This window comes from Aquabacterium humicola, assembly GCF_030167915.1.
Classification (GTDB): domain Bacteria; phylum Pseudomonadota; class Gammaproteobacteria; order Burkholderiales; family Burkholderiaceae_C; genus Pseudaquabacterium; species Pseudaquabacterium humicola.
Map to the genome: position 1 here is coordinate 918,523 of NZ_JARGNB010000001.1, position 15,878 is coordinate 934,400.

Genomic DNA, 15,878 nt, shown 5'->3' on the forward strand with positions numbered 1-15,878 from the left:
TTCCCTGGCGTTCATTCGTTCACCAGCACGACGTTGCCGAGCGCGCCGTTGGCGCCGACGAGTTCGTGCGCAGCGGCCGCATCGGCGAGGGCGAACGCGCGGTCCAGCACGGGCTTGATGCGCCCCTGGGCCACCTGCGCCAGCCCCCACTTGAACTCCTCCAGGTCGCCCATCAGCGTGCCGCGCAGCGTCTTGTGGGCGAAGAAGAACTCGCGCACCTTGAACGTCGCTTCGTTGCCGGTGACGAATCCCATGGTCACGACCGTGCCGCCCACGCGCGTGGCGTCGATGCTGCGCTGCAGGACGGCTCCCCCGAGGTTGTCGATCGTCACGTCGGCGCCGCGCCCATGGCTCCAGTCGATGACCTGCTTGACGAAGTCGTCGCGGCGCACGTCCACCACGAGGTCCGCGCCGAGCCGCTTCACCAGCTCGATCTTCGCGTCCGAGTCCACCGTGGTCGCCACGCGGGCACCGAGCGACTTGGCCAGCTGGATGCTGAAGGTGCTGGTGCCGGCAGCACCGGCCTGGATCAGCACGTGGTCGCCGGCGCGCACCTGCCCGACGGTGCGCACGGCGCGCACGCCGGTGACAAGCACCATCGGCAAGGTCGCGACCTGCGCCGGCGTGAGGTCGGTCGGGTCCTTGACCACCCAGCGCGCGGGCACCTCCACGTATTCCGCGTACGTTCCCCAGCGCAGGATGCCGCCGATGGCGTAGCTGGGTGCCGCGCTGAGCGGACTGGCGCCGTCGTCGCGTTCGTCGAGCGGGTACCCGGGCATGGGGATCACGCGGTCGCCGGTCGCGAAGCCGGTGACGCCGGGTCCGACGTCGGCGATCACGCCACATGCGTCCGAGCCGAGCACGTGCGGCAAGGCGATGTCGCGCGTGATCGTGCCCTGGCGCAGGAAGACCTCGAGCCGGTTGACGCCGGATGCGAGGACCTTGATGAGGACGTTGCCGGCCTGCGCTTGCGGCGTGCGGACGTCTTCGAGCTTGAGGACGCTCGCGGGTCCGAATTCTCTGAACAGTGCTGCTTTCATGGCGTGTGGTTGGTGGCGGGAGAAAGGGTGAAGGAAACCAGCAGCTCGATGGGCGCGCCGCCGGGAAGATGCGCGAGGGGGATCAGCCCCCGGGCGTGCCGGCCACGGTAGCCGAGGAATTCGACGAACGTTTCCGACGCCGCGTCCAGCACGGCGGGCAGTGCGTCGAAACCGGGAACGCAGGCGATGTAGCCGTCCACGCGCGCGAGCTCGATCGCTTCGAGCCCACCGGGCACCGCCTTGTCGATCTGGCCGAGCACGTTGAGCGCCGCGGCTCGCGCCGCTTCACGGCCGGCGCGCAGGTCCAGCGTGTCGCCGAGACGGCCGCGGTGCAGCATCCGTCCGTCGGCGATCGGGAACTGGCCCGAGACGTAGCCGGCCGCGCCGCGCAGTACGACGGCCTCGTAGGCACCGAGCGGCGCGGGCACTTGTGCGGGAATGCGGTTGAGAGGGTCCATGGCCTATTCGCTGAAACCCACCCCGGTGTACCCGCCGAGGAAGTGCAGCAAAGGTCGACGGCTCGCGCTGCGAGCGCTGATCACGCGCGCAATGACGCAGACGTGGTCCCCTGCGTCGCAGCGCGAATCCAGCTCGGCGGTGATGGCCACGGCACCACCGGCGATCGTCGCGACCTCGCCCGTGGCCAGTGGCGGTTGCAGCCAGGCCGTCGGCACGGGCGGCCGATGAGGGTGCGCCAGGCGGGTTGCGATGTCGTGCTGCCCATCGTTCAGCACAGTCAGGCCGAAGGGCTGATTCTCGAGCCGATCGAGCATCGAGCTGTGGCGATGAAGGGCGAACAGCACCAGCGGCGGGTGCAGCGAAAGACTGATCAACGAGCTGATCGTGACGCCCAGCACGCGATCGCCTGCGTGCACCGTCAGCACGGCGACGGAAGCGGCGTGCCGGGCCATCGCTGCGCGCAGCGCCTGCGGCGGGCGGAGGCCGCTGGCGATCTCGTCGGTGGCAATCATCGGGCCTCCGTTGCAGACACCGGCGAGGCCGGGGAGGCGCCGAAAGCGCTCGGGGACTGCAGGTCGGGCAGCACCGAGGTGGCCAACTCGCGCATGACCTCGCCGGCCCCACGGTGGCCGTACTTGAGGTTGAAGATGACGTGCGCGACCCCGGCGGCGTGCAGCGCCTTCAGCAGTCGGACCAGCGCGCGTCGGCCGAGGCGGTAGCCCAGGTGCATCGGCACAGCATCGGCATCGGGGTCGCGCAGCAGGTCGATGTACAGCGATTGCGCGAAGGGCAGATCGGCCTGCGTGCGCACGCTGCGCTGGGCCCGGCGCCACTCCGCCACGACCTGCGCCTGGGCGGCCGCCGGCCGCGGGTAGGACAACCAGCCGTGCGCATGGCCGGCGATCCACTCGAGTGTCTGGCCGGCGCGTCCCGTCACCAGCAGCGGGATGCCGTGCGCGACCGGCTTCGGCACCAGGTCGACACCCTCGGCATGACCGTATCGGCTGTCGATGGCTGGAAACGATTCGGTCAGTGCCCGCTGCAGGACCATCAGGTTGTCGCGGAACAGTTCGGCCCGTTCCAGGTGGTCGACCCCGAACGCCGGGAATTCGCTCGGACGGTCGCCGGCAGCCACGCCGAGCACCAGCCGGCCGCCACTGAGCTGATCGATCGACGCGGCCGCTTTCGCCGTGTGCAGCGGGTGCCGCAGCGGCAGGATGATCGCGGCGGTCCCCAGTGCGATCGACCGCGTCTGCGCAGCCATGTAGCCCAGGTAGGCGAACGCGTCGTGGACCTGCCCGACGTCGCCGAAGCCCGGGTCGCGCAGCGGCACGTCACGCACCCACAGCGCGTCGAAGCCGGCGGCCTCGGCGAACTGCGCGAGCTCGACGTGGTGGCTCATCGTGGGGCGATCGCCGGCATATGACTCGATGGGCACCATCACGCCCAGGGTCAGGCGGTCCTGCCGGAAGACCCGCCGATAGCCGCGATGGGCCTCGATCGGAAGGGCGCGATTGACTTCGAACATGCGATCTCCAGTGAGCAGGGGGTTCGGGCGTCGCATCGGCCGGATCAGCGTCAACGGGAGGTAAGAGGCTTCGAAAACCTGATGCTTGGCACGCACTCTAGGTGCTCGGTTTCCCATGGACAAACGACACTTCGCACCGGGTTAACATTAGAAAAACTTGCTCTTACCGCCGACCCAGCTGCCATGCGCCGCCTTGCACACTTGAATGGTTTGCGGGCCTTCGAGGCCGCCGCGCGCCAGGCGAGCTTCGCGCTCGCCGCCGAGGAGCTGGCCGTGACGCCGGCTGCGGTCAGCCTGCAGATCAAGCGGCTCGAGGACTACCTCGGCGTGCGCCTGTTCGAGCGATTGCCGCGGCGAGTCGAGCTCACCGACGCGGGGCACGCGATGCTGCCGCTGCTGAAGGAAGGCTTCGACCTGCTGGCCGAAGCGCTCGCCCGGGCCGGCAGCAGCGGTGCGCGCCGCACGCTGGTCGTCAGCCTCACGCCCTCGGTGGCGGCCAAGTGGTTGATGCCACGGCTGGAGCGCTTCACGGCGCTGCATCCGGAGATCGAGATCCGGCTCGACACGACCACCCGCCTGGTGGACTTCGCGCGCGAGCAGGTCGACCTCGCGCTGCGGTACGGCGCCGGCCGCTGGCCGGGCATGACGGTCACGCCGCTGATGAGCGAGGACGTGTTCCCGGTCTGCAGTCCGAAGCTGCGCGTCGGCCGTCGCGCGCTGCGCCACCCCTCGGACCTGGCGCACTGCACGCTGATCCACGACGCCTCGATGCCGAAGGCGAGTGCCTTCCCGCAATGGTCGGCCTGGCTGGAAGCCGCGGGCGTCACGGGCGTGGATTCACGCCGGGGCCTGCACCTGAACGCCTCGATGCTCGCCATCCAGGCGGCGATCGAAGGACAGGGCGTCGCTCTGGGCAGAAGCGTGCTGGTCGCGGACGACCTGTCCAGCGGGCGGCTGGTGCGCCCGTTTGCGCGCAGGACGCTGCTTCGCTTCGGCTACTACATCGTTCATCCCGTCCGGTCGGCGCAGCCCAAGGCGGTGGCGGCGTTCAGCGCCTGGTTGATGCAGGAAGCGGGTCGGGGTGCCGGGGCACCTGACGAGCGTCGGCGCGGGCGACAGTCTGCAGACGCGGGTTCATGACGTCCGGCCAGGCGCCAGCGCCTGTCGTACCAGCGAGGGCAGGTCGGCGTCGCCGCGGAAACCCAGGGCGTCGGCGGCTGCGGTGTCGAGGGGAGGAAAGCGACCGAAGAGCGCTTCGATGCGCTCGTCGGGTTCGTAGCGCACGAGGTCGCGGGCATGCGAGCCGTGCACCTGGGCGATGGCGTCGACCAGCTCGGCCATCGAGAAGCGCTGCGTCGGCAGCGTCAGGGCACGCCCTTGAGGCCAGCGATCGCCCGCCACGGTCGCCGCATGCAGCAGCTGATCGACGATGCAGGGCAACGACGACGCCCAGGTCGTCGCACCCGGCGCCGTCGGGCAGACGAAGGGGCGTCCGGCAGCAAGCTCGCGGATGATGTCGCTCATGAAGGCGGACAGCTGGCCGGTCCGGGCGGGTGGCCGCGCCAGCACGCCTGGCAGTCGAAGTGAGCGGCCATCGATCCATCCGCGCCGGCTGAAGTCGGCCACGAGCACTTCACCGATGAGCTTCTGCGCACCGTAGGCCATCACGGGCCGGGGCGGTGTCTCGTCGTCGACCTTCGGCGGCATCGTCCCGAACACCGCGATCGAGCTCGCGAAGACGAAGACAGGCGCGCGCTGGCCGGCTTCGACCTGCGCCTTGCCCGACTCGAGCAGCGTCGTCGTGGCCTCCAGGTTGACCTGGCGTGCGAGCGCGTACTGCTGCTGCGCCGTGCCACCCGGGATGCTGGCCAGGTGATAGATGACGTCGACCGGCCGCTCCGCCACGACGCGCCTCAGCCACGGCGCATCGGCCAGGTCGCCGGCCTCCGCATGGACGGCGTCGGCTTCGGGCAGGCCCTCGAGCGCAAGGTCGACCAGCGTCAGCCGGTCGATGGATCGGCCGTCGAGTCGCCCGGCTTCGGCCAGCCGCCGCGCCAGCGCGCGACCGACGAATCCATTGGCGCCGGTGATCAGCACATGCATGGCGACGCCTTCAGCCCGCCGCGATCACGCGCTGCTCGAGGACCCCGAAGGGCCCGGGCCGCCCGTCGTCGAAGCAGGCCTGCATGTGCACACGATCGCCGAAGTGCATGAAGCCGGTGCGGATCTCGCCGAGGTCGATCTTCTCGATCACCCGCCGCTCGGCGATGCAGGCGGAGCCCGCGCTGCGCGCCACGTTGGAGACCGTGCCGGAGCCGACGATGGTGCCGGCCGTCAGCCGGCGTGTTCGCGCCGCATGCGCGACAAGTTGCCCGAACGAGAAGTTCATCTCACGCCCATGCGGCTCGCCGAAGCGCTCGTCGTTCCAGCGCACGTGCAGTGGCATGTGCACGCGGCCGTTGCACCAGGCCTCGCCCAGCTCATCGGGTGTCACCGCGACCGGCGCGAACGCGGTCGACGGCTTGGCCTGCAGGAAGCCGAAGCCGGTCTTCATCTCGTGCGGGCCGAGCGCGCGCAGGCTCCAGTCGTTGATCTGGACGATGAGGCGCACGCGTCGCAGCGCTTCGTCGGCCGTCGCCGCCATCGGCACCGGACCGACGATCACGCCAAATTCACCTTCGAAGTCGATGCCGTCCTGCTCGCTCGGCAGCGGCACGTCGTCGTGAGGCCCCAGGAAGTCGTCGCTGGCGCCCTGGTACATCACGGGCACGCTGTCGAAGTGCGGGATCGGGGGCGCATTGAACGCCTGCTCCATCAAGCGCCCATGGTTGAGGAAAGCCGAGCCATCGATCCACTGCGGGCTGCGCGGCAGCGGCGCCGCACAAGCGGCGGGCTCGAAGGGCCGTGCGTCGTCGCAGGCGCCCGCTTCGAGCGCGCCGGCAAGGCGCCGCAGCGCAGGTTCGGTCTCTTCCCAACGCTGCAGCGCGTCCAGCAGGTTCGCTGCGATGCCGCGCGCCTCGACGGCCTGGGTCAGATCGCGCGAGACGACGAGCAGGCGGCCGTCCAGGCTGCCGTCGCGCAAGGTGGCGAGTTTCATTGCATCCTTCTCTGGTTCTCAGGCGCTGTCGCTGATGGTCGTTCCAGCATCGGAAGCGCCGGCGACGGGCGCGTCGGTGCGGCGCAGATCGAAGCGCGTGTCCACCATCAGCGCGATGCGATCGCCTTGGCGATGGCGGGCTCGTACGCGCCGTCCACCAGGACGAACAGCATGCGGCAGGGCCGCCCGGAACGATTGGCCCAGGCGTGGTTGGTGCCGCGCTGCACGACCACGCTGCCAGGCTTCAGCGCCACTTCGCTGTCGTCGAGCACGAGCGTCATCTCGCCGTCGATGACGATGCCGTAGTCCACCGACTCGGTGCGGTGCATCAGCGGATGGGGCGATTCCGCCTTCACCGTCGACGCCGCCACGTCGCCGATCTGGCTGAACGCGTCCTTCATGCGTGCCGCACCGTGGGCGAGGAACTCGGCGCTGTCGGGCGGGATGTCGACGAAGCGCATGCGCGTGCCGCGCACGGGCGGCGGCAGCACGATGGGGCCCAGCGTCGGATCGGCGCCGTTGTCGACGGTGGCGGGCGCACCGACGGTGCTCCACACCTCGTGGAAGACCGTGCCGGGCAGGGCCTGCAACTCGACCACGGTCGGCAACGCACCGTCGCTCGTCACGATGGCCTTGCCGTCGGCGTCATGCCCGGTGACGACTCGGTGAATGGGAGGAAAGCTCATGAAAGGGTCTCGTCGAAGATGGCGACCGCGCGCGTCCAGCCGGCGGAGGCGCCGCGGATCTTGTGCGGGAAGCAGCTGATGAAGAAGCCGTGAGGTGGCAACGCTTCGAGGTTGTGCAGCTTTTCGAGATGGCAGTAGCCGATGTCGCGCCCCGCCTTGTGCCCTTCCCAGATCAGCGCCTTGTTGCCGGTCTCGGCCACCTTCTTCGCGGTATAGGAGAACGGCGCATCCCAGCTCCATGCATCGGTGCCGGTCAGGCGCACGCCGCGCTCCAGCAGGTACATCGTCGCCTCGTAGCCCATGCCGCAGCCGGCGCTGACGTAGTCGGCGTGCCCGTAGCGCGCGCCGGCGCGGGTATTGACCACGACGATGTCGAGCGGCTCGAGCTGCCAGCCGATGCGGGCGAGCTCTCGTTCGACGTCTGCGGCCGTCGCGACATAGCCGTCGGGGAAGTGGCGGAAGTCGAGCTTCACGCCCGGCTGGAAGCACCACGCCAGCGGCACCTCGTCGATGGTGGTCGACTTCTTCTTCGCCCCCAGCTTCGCGTCCATCGTGGAATGGAAGTGGTAGGGCGCGTCCAGGTGCGTGCCGTTGTGCGTCGTCAGGGTCACCCACTCGGCAGCGGCGGCCTCGCCTTCGGGATAGTCCTCGGCCCGCGTGCCCGGCAGCATCGCCATGAACTCGGGCAGCGTATCGGCGTGCTTCTGGTAGGTGATCTTCGGCGCGAGCGGCGGCGGATCGGACAACACGTCGTTCTCGAGGTAGATCGAGAGGTCGACGAAGCGCTTCTTCTGGCGCGGCGGTCTCATGCGGTGGCCTCCTGGACGGATGGACGAGCAGCGGATGGCAGGCGCAGGAAGCAGCCGACCGCGACCGTGGCGATCACGACGGCGGCCAGGCCCAGGCTGCCGTAGCCGTGGGACTTCACCAGCGTGCCGCCGACGATCGGGCCGAGCGCGGCGCCCACCATCAGCATCGCCGGCGTGGCCGCCAGTGCCCGGCCGCTGGCATCCAGGCGCGACAGCAGGCCGAAGCCGAAGGTGTGGGTGAAGATCATCACCGCGGCGAACACCGCGGCGGCGATCGCATAGGGAACGAAGTGAGCGGCATTCATGATGACCATGGCCAGCCCGGCCTGCACGACCGGCCCGGCCAGCAGCACGGCGCGCGCCGACCAGCGCCGCTCCAGCAGCGCCGCCAGCGCCGCCGGGAAGAGGTTGACCACGCCCAGCGCCACCAGCACCCCGGTGATCGCCGCGAGCCCGAAGCCGCGGTCCATGCCGACACGTTCCAGGAAACTGAAGGTCATCGCCTGCACGAGGGCCATGCAGCCGATGCCCACGATGCCGAACCACGCGGTGGGCGACATGCGTGCCGGGCGTTCGCTCGCCGCCGCGCTCGCTGCCGGACCAGCCTGCGAACCCGGGAACCACGCCGCACACACCGCGGCGGCGATCGCCATCACGCCTGCGAAGGCGACGAACAGCGTCGCGCCGCCGAAGGCCGCGACCAGCGGCGGCGTGCTGCCGAGGAAGACGATCGCGAACACACCCAGCGACATGCCCACCAGCGCGAACAGCCGGTGCGGGCGAGCGCTGCGTCCGATCGTGCCGTGCGTGACGCTGAGCGCAGCGCCGGCCGACAGCCCCGCGCCGGCGTGCAGCACCGCCAGCAGGGCGAAGTCCCGCGACGCGGCCGCGAGCGCGAACGCGCCGGCGGCGAGCGCGAAGCCGATCGTCGCGACCGGTCGTGCCGGCGTGCGATGGAATCGCGGCGCCAGCGTCAGGCTGGCCATCACGGCGCCGGCGAGGAACAGCGTCGCCAGCAGGCCGGCTTGCTGCGGATCGAGCCGGTAGGCTTGCACGAGCGTGCCGACCCACACCGGCAGGGCGACGAGATCGACCATGCCGGCGCAGTGCGCCACCATCAGCGCGGCGCGGCCGCGTCGGGAGTCGGTGCTGATCATGCGGGCTCCGGCGGCTCAGATCGGCTGCGCCAGCGCCATCAGCGAGTCGCGCATGATCTGCGCGTGCTCGTCCTTGCTGCCGCCGCTCATCTCGATCTCGCCGAGGCGTATCGAGTTCTCGACGACCATGCGGCAACGCTCCCAGCGGCGCGCCTCGAACGCGCGCAAGGCGTCCTGCGGCGCCTGATGCCGATGCAGTTCCTCCGCGAGCACCAGCGCGTCCTCGATGCCGATGCAGGCCCCTGACGCGAGGTGCGGGGTCGTGGCATGCACCGTGTCGCCGATCAGCACGACGCGGCCGGCATGCCACGGCTGCGGCAGCAGCAGCGCCTCGAGCGGCCGGTAGACGATGCTCGAATCCGGCGTGATCTGCGCGCGCATGGCCTGCAGCGCGGGCGCGGGGAATTCGGCCAGCAGCGCACGCAGCTGCGGTGCGAAGGTCTCGGGATCGACGTGCTCGTTGGTGGGTCGGTGCTCGGTGACGAAGAGGTACATCTCGTCCTTCGACACCGGGTTCACGCCCGGCTTGACGCGGCCCATCCACATCGTCGCCGTCGTCACCTCGGGCGGCCGCGGCAGCACCGCGCGCCAGACGGCCTGGCCGCTGTAGCGAGGCTTGGGCGCCTGCGGGAACAGCGCCTCGCGCGTCTTCGAGTACAGCCCGTCGGCGCCGATCACGAGGTCGTAGCGCTGCCGCTGGCCGTCGGTGAAGCCGACCTCGACCCCTTGCGCATCCTGCTCGATCGACGTGAACGTACAGCCCAGCCGCACGTGCGTGCCCGAGGCCCTCGTCGCCTCGGCGAGGATCGAAGCGAGCACCGGCCGCATGATGGCGCCGCCGCCGGGGACATCCGGGCCGGCCAGGCGGGGCGTCGGCAGCGAGCCGATCAGCTCGCCGCTCGGCAATCGCAGCTCGACACCATCCGCGGCATGCCCCCGCGCGAGGAACTGATCGAGGATGCCCAACTGCTTGAAGGCCCGCAGCGTGGCGCCGCCAAGGCTGATGCCGGCACCGTAGCTGCGCCAGCCGGGATCGATCTCGACCAGGTCGACGTCGTCGCCACGCCTGCGCAGTTCGATCGCAGCGGCCATGCCGGAGAAGCCGCCACCGATGATCAGGATCCGACGCGCCGAACGGTTCATGGGGATGTCTCCTCGTGTGCGGGGCCGGTCATCAGGACCTGGCCTCCGGAAAGCAGTTGCAGGGGGACCGGCGTCAGCGACTGGCCCAGGCAGGGGCCGAGCACGCAGCGACCGGTCTGAATGTCGAAACGCGCGCCATGCGCATGGCACGCGATGTGGCGTCGGTCGCCACTGAGGTAGGCGTCCTTGCGCCAGGCCATCGGTGCGCCGTCGATGTGCGGGCAGGCATTGCGGTAGCCGTGCAGCCGTTCACCCTGGCGGACGATGAACACCGTGTCCCGGCCCGTGGCGCCCGGGTCGAAGCCGCGCGACTGCCCATCGGGGATGTCGTCGACATGGCACAGCACGGCACGCATGGGGATCGAGGTCCAGGTGGCCGGATCAGTGCGCGGCGCCGCCGGCTCCGGCGGCAGCCTCGGCAGGCGGACCGCCGGGCGCCCACTTGGCCCGGTGCTGGAAGAGGAACAGCTGCGAGGCGTCGGCGCTCATCGGTGCCTCGCGGGCGGTCCACGCGTCGTCGTGCAGGTCCATGTCGGCGTCGTACTCGACGTGGCAGCCGAGCGGGCTGTTGAAGTACCAGAACCAGTTGGACCCCATGCGATGCCGGCCCGGTCCCCAGAACGACTCGTAGCCCTTGGCCTGGAAGCGGTAGCCGGCCTGCATCACCGCGGTGGGGCCGCTCATGTGGAAGGTGAAGTGCTCGACGCCCTTCATGAAAGGCGGGGTCTGGATCAGGAACAGCGTGTGGTGGTCCTGCGTGCCGGCCGGCCGCAGGAAGGGACCGGCGCCGCCCAGCCGGTCGGTGATGCGAAAGCCCAGGCGCTCGGTGTAGAAGGCGGTCGCCCGCGCCTCGTCGGGCACGAAGTAGACGACGTGCGAGAGCGTCAGGGGGCGGCAGTCGGCCTGCTCGTCGACGGCCACCTGGTTGAGCGCCCGCCGCGCGGCCGCGCCGGGGCAGTTGACGGTCTCGCCGGCGACCGCCAGCGGGCGACGTGTGGTGACCTGGAAGCCCAGTGCGAAGCCCATGTCGTCGAGCGCCTCGATCGAGCCATCCGGCAGGCGCTTCACCTCGCGGTCGCGCGCGAGCTCGCTCGCGATGGCCTCCACCGTCGCGGCGTCGGCCACGCCGTAGAGCGTCTTGCGCAGCTGGCTCGCGGTGCCGAGCTCGGTCGGCAGGCTGGCGTCGTGCTTCGATCGCAGCACGATGGCCGTGCCGTCGCGTGCTTCGTAGCGGTGATCGCCCGCGTCTTTCAGGCCATAGTCGATCAGGTATTGCCGGCAGGCGGCGAGGTCGTCCACGCCGAAGACCAGGGCGTCAGGTCCGATGATGTTCATGGGGCAGTCGTTCGAGGGAGGAAGGGGTCAACGGGTGCGGCCGCCGAGGGTTTCGGCCACCCAGTCGGCGATGTAGGCGCCGGCGTTGGCCGGGTTGTCGAAGCTCGAGTGCTGCACGCCGCCGGTGCGCTCGTCGAAGACCTTCAGCTCGCGCCGGGGACTGTTGACCAGCTGCTCGTAGGTGCGCTGCGCCCAGTGCAGCGGGATCTGCGAATCCTTGGCGCCGTGCGTGACGAGGAAGGGCACGGTGATGCGGTCGAGGATGCCGTCGAGGTGCACCCGCTCGGCGATGGTCATGAACTCGTCCATGTCCTTCGCGCCCCAGACCCAGCGCACGTGTTCCCAGTAGTGCGGCACCGGCAGGTTGCCTTCCTTCGCGAGGCGCTTCTTCTGCACGTCGCGCCAATCGTGGTTCGCGCCCCAGACGACGCCGCAGGCGAAACGCGGCTCGAAGGCCACCGCACGCGGGCAGTAGTACCCGCCGAGCGACACGCCTTCGCAGCCGATGCGCGACGCGTCGACATCGTCGCGCTGCACGAGCCAGTCGACGACGCGGCTGGCCCAGTGCTCGCTGTCGAAGCGCGCGGTCAGGCCGTGCAGGCGCAGCGCCTCGCCGGTGCCGGGCTGGTCGACGATCAGCGACGAGATACCGCGGCGCGCCAGCAGCGCGGGCAGGCCGACCCGGTACTTCATCTCCTTGGTCGAATCCAGGCCGTTGAGCTGCACGAGCACCGGTGCCCTGCCCTGCACGCCGTCGGCACGCACGTAGAGCGCCGAGAGATGCCGGCCCTCGTAGGGGATCTCGACCCGCTCGCAGTTCTCGCGCGCCAGCGCCAGCCCGCGTGCGAAGACCTCGAGGAATCGTGCATAGAGCGCCTCCCGGCCTTCCGCGCCATGCGCCTGCAGGCGCTCGGCCGTCAGGTAGTAGGTGGCGGCGCGCCCGTATTTCTCGCCGGCCGACAGCAGGCGCTGGCCCGCTTCGTCTTCGGCCGCCAGGGTGCACAGCTTGTCGGCCATGCGCGACCAGGTCTCGCGGAAGGCGCGCGTGCCCGCGGCGTCCGGCGCTTTTGCCGCCTCCTGCAGCGGGGCGCACATCTCCTCGATCTCGCCGAGCTTGGCTCCCATCTCGATGGCCAGGTCGACGGACAGGTTCCAGACGTAGTTGGTAGGGAAGTAGCGGAACATGGAAGTCTTTCGGGTCAGGAAGTCAGCGTCGATCGCAACGGTCTCAGGCCTGCAGCGAGCGCATGAAGGTCGCGGAGTCTTCGCTGGGGCGCGGATGCCGCACGAGGAGGAAGTGCGCCAATGCCGGCAGCAGGATCAGCGCGCCCAGCATGTTCCACAGGAACATGAAGGCCAGCAGCAGCCCCATGTCGGCCTGGAACTTGATGGGGCTGGCCACCCACGTGACGACACCGATGGCGAGCGTCACGCCGGTCAACATCACCACCTTGCCGGTGAAGAGCAAGGCGCGGTAGTAAGCCTGCGACAGGCTGCGCCCTTCACGCAGTTGCGCCAGCGTCACCGACAGGATGTAGAGCGCGTAGTCGACGCCGATGCCCACGCCCAGCGCGATCACCGGCAGCGTTGCCACCTTGACGCCCATGCCCAGGCCCACCATCAGGGCTTCCGCGAGGAACGAGGTCAGGACGAGCGGCAGCACGGCCACGAGCACCGCGCGCCAGGACCGGAACGTGATGAAGCACAGCAGCACCACCGCGGCATAGACGAGCACCAGCATCGTTCGCCACGCGTCCTTGACGACGATGTTGGTGGCGGCCTCGATGCCGGCCGAGCCGGCGGCCAGCAGGAACGTCGTGTCCGCGCTGTCGTTGACCCGGGCGAACTGCGCCACGTGGTCGACCACCCGGATGAGCGTGGCCGCCTTGTGGTCGCGCAGGTAGACGTAGATCGTCAGCAGGCCGCAGGCGTCGTTGTAGAGGCCGCGCGGCGCACCCGCCGTGACGGTGTTGAGCATGTCCTGGTTCGGCAGGAACTCGTACCAGCGTGGGTTGCCCTCGTTCAGGCCCGACAGCACGCGGCGGTTCAGCAGCGCCAGCGTGCTGGTGGACTCCACGCCGTCGAGCTGGCGCAGCTCCCATTCGAGCGCATCGACCTTGTTCAGGGTCTCGTAGCGCGAGCACTGCCCCTCCGGCGTCTTCACCATCACCGCCAGCACATCGCTGGACGCCCCGTAGGCGGTATTCATGAACGCGACGTCGCGGTTGTAGCGGCTGTCCGGCCGCAGCTCCGGCGCGCCCGGATCGAGGTCGCCGATCTGCAGCCGGGTGCTGGCCGCGAAGCCGCCCGCGCCCAGCACGGCGGCCGTGATCACGGCGATGCCCGCCCACCGGCGCTGCGTGAACCGATCCAGGAAGGCCCACAGCGGATGGCGCGCCGCGCCATTGGCATCGGCCTGCTCGTCGCGCAGGCTTCGCGCGGCGGCCGCCGGGCTGACGCCGACGTAGCTCAGCAGGATCGGCAGCAGGATCAGGTTGGTGAAGATCAGCGCCGCAACGCCGATGGAGGCGGCCAGCGCCAGTTCGCGGATCACCTGGATGTCGATGACCAGCAGCACCGCAAAGCCCACGGCGTCGGCCAGCAGCGCGGTCAGCCCGGCCAGGAAGAGGCGACGGAACGTCAAGCGCGCGGCCACCAGCCGGTGCATGCCGCGGCCGACGTCCTGCATGATGCCGTTCATCTTCTGCGCCCCGTGGCTCATGCCGATGGCGAAGACGAGGAAGGGCACGAGGATGGAATACGGGTCGAGCGACTGGCCGAGCACCGGCAGCAGGCCCAGCTGCCAGACGACGGCCACCAGCGATGCGAGCACCACCAGCGCGGTGGAGCGCACGCAGCGCGTGTACCAGAACACCATTGCCGTCGCGATCGCCACCGCGAGCGCGAAGAACAGCAGCACCGCGCGCACGCCGTCGATCAGGTCGCCGACGATCTTCGCGAAGCCGGTGACGTGGATGCGCACGCCTTCGGCTTCGTACCTGGCCCGCAGGGTGTCGAGCCGTTGCGACAGCGCGGCGTAGTCGAGCGGGCGGCCCTGCGCATCCGCGGCCAGCAGCGGCACGAAGATCACGGTGGACCGGGCATCGCGCGCAACGAGCTGGCCGACCTCGCCCGAACGCGCGATGTTGGCGCCGAGCTGCTGCAGGCTTTTCGCGGAGCCGTCGTAGCCATCGGGGATGACCGGCCCGCCCTCCAGTCCGTCCTCAGTGACGCCGACCCAGCGCGTCGTCGGCGTCCACAGGGACTTCATGCGCACGCGGTCGATGCCCGGCAGCAGGAAGACCTCGTCGGAGAGGCGGCGCAGCGTGTCGAGGTACTTGGCGTCGTAGACGGTGCCATCGGGACGGGCGACGGCGATGCGCACCGCATTGCCCAGGCCGCTCAGGTCCGCCTGGTGCTGCAGGAAGTTGCGGATGTACAGATGACTCGCCGGGATCGTCTTTTCGAAGCTGGCGTTCAGCTGCAGCTTCGAGGCCTGCCATCCCAGCCAGGCCGTGACGAGCGCGCACAACACGACCACCACCGCGCGGTGATTGAAGAGCAGCCGCTCGACGAACGAGCCCGAGCGGTGATCGAACCGGTCGACGTTCATGGACGGCCTCCCGTCATCGGCAGAGGGACCGCACCGGCGACACCGAGGGTCAGCACCGAGCCGTCGCGACGGGCCAGCAGCGCGGCGGGCATCGGCACCGGCGTGCTGCTCAGCGGCGCGATCGCGTCGTGCTGCAGCTTCATCACGATGCCTGCCTGGCTCGCCAGCAGCGTGCTGCCGTCGGCCGCACGCGCGGTCGCGGTGATGGTCGCCGGCACCGGCGACGGGATCGCGGCCCAGCTCGCGCCGCCGTCGCTCGATCGCCAGACGTTGCCGCGCAGCCCGGCGATCAGCATCCGGCCATCGGCGTCGATCTCGCCGGCGAACCAGCTGCCCTTGTAGGGCGAAGCGAGCGGCTTGAAGGTGGCGCCGCCATCGTCGGAGCGTGCCAGCAGGCCCTGCTCGCCGGCCAGCAGCAGCACGTCGCCCGCGCGCCGCGCCACGTACCAGTGCAGGCCCTTCGGGTTGGGCAGGTGCCCCATGCACGGCGTCCAGGTCGCGCCGGCGTCCGACGTCTGCAAGGCGATGCCGTAGGCCCCCACCACCAGCATGCGCTGGGCGTCCCAGACGAGCACGTCGAGCAGCGGCTTGTCCGGACCATCGGCCTCGAGGCGCTCCGCGTCCTTGCGGGCTTCCGGTGTGTTGGCCGCGTCTTTCGCGAGTTTGGCGATCCGGCGTCCATCGAGCCGTCGCTGCCAGGTGGCGCCGGCGTCCGTGGTGATCAGCACGGTGCCGCCGTGCCCGACGGCGACGCCATTCTTCGCATCGGCGAAGCGCACCATGGTCAGCGTGACGCTGACCGGGCTCGGCGACTGCCGCCACTGGCCGCCCGCGTCGTCGCTGACCACCACGATGCCGCGTTCGCCGACCGCCACGATGCGGTCGCCAGCCCATGCGGCGGCCAGCAGCACGCTGCGTTCAGGCTGGCGCACCATCAGCGCCGGGCGCTGCCAGGCGTCGCCGACGGGCGCCGCGCCAACCGGCCACGCCAGCCAAAGGCTCAGTGCCATC

Annotated in this window: 16 protein-coding genes; 1 reads left to right on the forward strand and 15 read right to left on the reverse strand. The window is 70.2% G+C overall.

Features of this window, described 5'->3' with window-relative positions; translation table 11 throughout:
* Positions 1-11 precede the first annotated feature (11 nt).
* The 4 genes from P1K89_RS04060 to P1K89_RS04075 are packed head-to-tail and all read right to left on the reverse strand — an operon-like array spanning position 12 to position 3,027.
* On the reverse strand, positions 12-1,040 hold the full coding sequence (locus P1K89_RS04060) for a quinone oxidoreductase family protein (protein ID WP_284615081.1): 1,029 nt from the start codon (positions 1,038-1,040) through the stop codon (positions 12-14).
* Positions 1,037-1,498, reverse strand: coding sequence for a RidA family protein (locus P1K89_RS04065; RefSeq protein WP_284615082.1), 462 nt, complete (start codon positions 1,496-1,498; stop codon positions 1,037-1,039). Before P1K89_RS04065 ends, P1K89_RS04060 begins: the two co-directional genes overlap by 4 nt.
* 3 nt (positions 1,499-1,501) lie before the next feature.
* Complete coding sequence (locus P1K89_RS04070; RefSeq protein WP_284615083.1) at positions 1,502-2,011, reverse strand: flavin reductase family protein; 510 nt, start codon at positions 2,009-2,011, stop codon at positions 1,502-1,504.
* Positions 2,008-3,027 (reverse strand): LLM class oxidoreductase, encoded by a 1,020-nt coding sequence (locus P1K89_RS04075; protein WP_284615084.1) that lies wholly within the window; start codon positions 3,025-3,027, stop codon positions 2,008-2,010. The genes P1K89_RS04070 and P1K89_RS04075 overlap by 4 nt, the downstream gene beginning before the upstream one ends.
* On the opposite strand from P1K89_RS04075, the gene gcvA reads away from it, so the two are divergent.
* Entirely contained in the window at positions 2,989-4,167 is a 1,179-nt protein-coding gene (gene gcvA / locus P1K89_RS04080) for a transcriptional regulator GcvA (protein WP_284615085.1), read from the forward strand. The two genes, P1K89_RS04075 and gcvA, sit on opposite strands and share 39 nt — an antisense overlap.
* On the opposite strand, the gene P1K89_RS04085 is transcribed toward gcvA, so the two are convergent.
* From P1K89_RS04085 to P1K89_RS04135, 11 genes are all read right to left on the reverse strand, one after another.
* Complete coding sequence (locus tag P1K89_RS04085) at positions 4,162-5,130, reverse strand: NAD-dependent epimerase/dehydratase family protein (RefSeq protein WP_284615086.1); 969 nt, start codon at positions 5,128-5,130, stop codon at positions 4,162-4,164. The genes gcvA and P1K89_RS04085 overlap by 6 nt on opposite strands.
* A gap of 10 nt (positions 5,131-5,140) precedes the next feature.
* The gene (locus P1K89_RS04090; RefSeq protein ID WP_284615087.1) at positions 5,141-6,124 is read right to left on the reverse strand and encodes a fumarylacetoacetate hydrolase family protein; all 984 of its coding nucleotides are present in this window, start codon (positions 6,122-6,124) and stop codon (positions 5,141-5,143) included.
* Between the two features lie 107 nt (positions 6,125-6,231).
* Positions 6,232-6,810, reverse strand: a complete 579-nt coding sequence (locus P1K89_RS04095) for a cupin domain-containing protein (protein WP_284615088.1) — start codon at positions 6,808-6,810, stop codon at positions 6,232-6,234.
* The gene (locus tag P1K89_RS04100) at positions 6,807-7,619 is read right to left on the reverse strand and encodes a cyclase family protein (RefSeq protein WP_284615089.1); all 813 of its coding nucleotides are present in this window, start codon (positions 7,617-7,619) and stop codon (positions 6,807-6,809) included. The genes P1K89_RS04095 and P1K89_RS04100 overlap by 4 nt, the downstream gene beginning before the upstream one ends.
* A complete protein-coding gene (locus P1K89_RS04105; protein ID WP_284615090.1) occupies positions 7,616-8,776 on the reverse strand; it encodes an MFS transporter in 1,161 nt (386 codons plus the stop codon). The genes P1K89_RS04100 and P1K89_RS04105 overlap by 4 nt, the downstream gene beginning before the upstream one ends.
* Before the next feature lie 15 nt (positions 8,777-8,791).
* On the reverse strand, positions 8,792-9,919 hold the full coding sequence (locus P1K89_RS04110; RefSeq protein WP_284615091.1) for an FAD-dependent oxidoreductase: 1,128 nt from the start codon (positions 9,917-9,919) through the stop codon (positions 8,792-8,794).
* Positions 9,916-10,275 carry a Rieske (2Fe-2S) protein gene (locus P1K89_RS04115; protein WP_284615092.1) on the reverse strand — a complete coding sequence of 120 codons (360 nt, stop codon included), beginning with the start codon at positions 10,273-10,275 and terminating at the stop codon, positions 9,916-9,918. Before P1K89_RS04115 ends, P1K89_RS04110 begins: the two co-directional genes overlap by 4 nt.
* A gap of 25 nt (positions 10,276-10,300) precedes the next feature.
* A complete protein-coding gene (locus P1K89_RS04120) occupies positions 10,301-11,254 on the reverse strand; it encodes a VOC family protein (RefSeq protein WP_284615093.1) in 954 nt (317 codons plus the stop codon).
* Positions 11,255-11,281: 27 nt separating this feature from the next.
* Entirely contained in the window at positions 11,282-12,439 is a 1,158-nt protein-coding gene (locus P1K89_RS04125; protein ID WP_284615094.1) for an alpha/beta hydrolase family protein, read from the reverse strand.
* A gap of 43 nt (positions 12,440-12,482) precedes the next feature.
* Positions 12,483-14,867 (reverse strand): efflux RND transporter permease subunit, encoded by a 2,385-nt coding sequence (locus tag P1K89_RS04130; protein ID WP_284615095.1) that lies wholly within the window; start codon positions 14,865-14,867, stop codon positions 12,483-12,485.
* A complete protein-coding gene (locus P1K89_RS04135) occupies positions 14,864-15,877 on the reverse strand; it encodes a WD40/YVTN/BNR-like repeat-containing protein (protein WP_284615096.1) in 1,014 nt (337 codons plus the stop codon). The genes P1K89_RS04130 and P1K89_RS04135 overlap by 4 nt, the downstream gene beginning before the upstream one ends.
* Between the last annotated feature and the right edge of the window lies 1 nt (position 15,878).

Coding starts and splice junctions, on each gene's coding strand:
- P1K89_RS04115 (WP_284615092.1), bottom strand. CDS start 10,275: ATGCGTGCCGTGCTGTGCCATGTCGACGACATCCCCGATGGGCAGTCG.
- P1K89_RS04085 (WP_284615086.1), bottom strand. CDS start 5,130: ATGCATGTGCTGATCACCGGCGCCAATGGATTCGTCGGTCGCGCGCTG.
- gcvA (WP_284615085.1), top strand. CDS start 2,989: ATGGGCCTCGATCGGAAGGGCGCGATTGACTTCGAACATGCGATCTCC.
- P1K89_RS04070 (WP_284615083.1), bottom strand. CDS start 2,011: ATGATTGCCACCGACGAGATCGCCAGCGGCCTCCGCCCGCCGCAGGCG.
- P1K89_RS04125 (WP_284615094.1), bottom strand. CDS start 12,439: ATGTTCCGCTACTTCCCTACCAACTACGTCTGGAACCTGTCCGTCGAC.
- P1K89_RS04095 (WP_284615088.1), bottom strand. CDS start 6,810: ATGAGCTTTCCTCCCATTCACCGAGTCGTCACCGGGCATGACGCCGAC.
- P1K89_RS04090 (WP_284615087.1), bottom strand. CDS start 6,124: ATGAAACTCGCCACCTTGCGCGACGGCAGCCTGGACGGCCGCCTGCTC.
- P1K89_RS04105 (WP_284615090.1), bottom strand. CDS start 8,776: ATGATCAGCACCGACTCCCGACGCGGCCGCGCCGCGCTGATGGTGGCG.
- P1K89_RS04135 (WP_284615096.1), bottom strand. CDS start 15,877: ATGGCACTGAGCCTTTGGCTGGCGTGGCCGGTTGGCGCGGCGCCCGTC.
- P1K89_RS04060 (WP_284615081.1), bottom strand. CDS start 1,040: ATGAAAGCAGCACTGTTCAGAGAATTCGGACCCGCGAGCGTCCTCAAG.
- P1K89_RS04100 (WP_284615089.1), bottom strand. CDS start 7,619: ATGAGACCGCCGCGCCAGAAGAAGCGCTTCGTCGACCTCTCGATCTAC.
- P1K89_RS04110 (WP_284615091.1), bottom strand. CDS start 9,919: ATGAACCGTTCGGCGCGTCGGATCCTGATCATCGGTGGCGGCTTCTCC.
- P1K89_RS04120 (WP_284615093.1), bottom strand. CDS start 11,254: ATGAACATCATCGGACCTGACGCCCTGGTCTTCGGCGTGGACGACCTC.
- P1K89_RS04065 (WP_284615082.1), bottom strand. CDS start 1,498: ATGGACCCTCTCAACCGCATTCCCGCACAAGTGCCCGCGCCGCTCGGT.
- P1K89_RS04075 (WP_284615084.1), bottom strand. CDS start 3,027: ATGTTCGAAGTCAATCGCGCCCTTCCGATCGAGGCCCATCGCGGCTAT.
- P1K89_RS04130 (WP_284615095.1), bottom strand. CDS start 14,867: ATGAACGTCGACCGGTTCGATCACCGCTCGGGCTCGTTCGTCGAGCGG.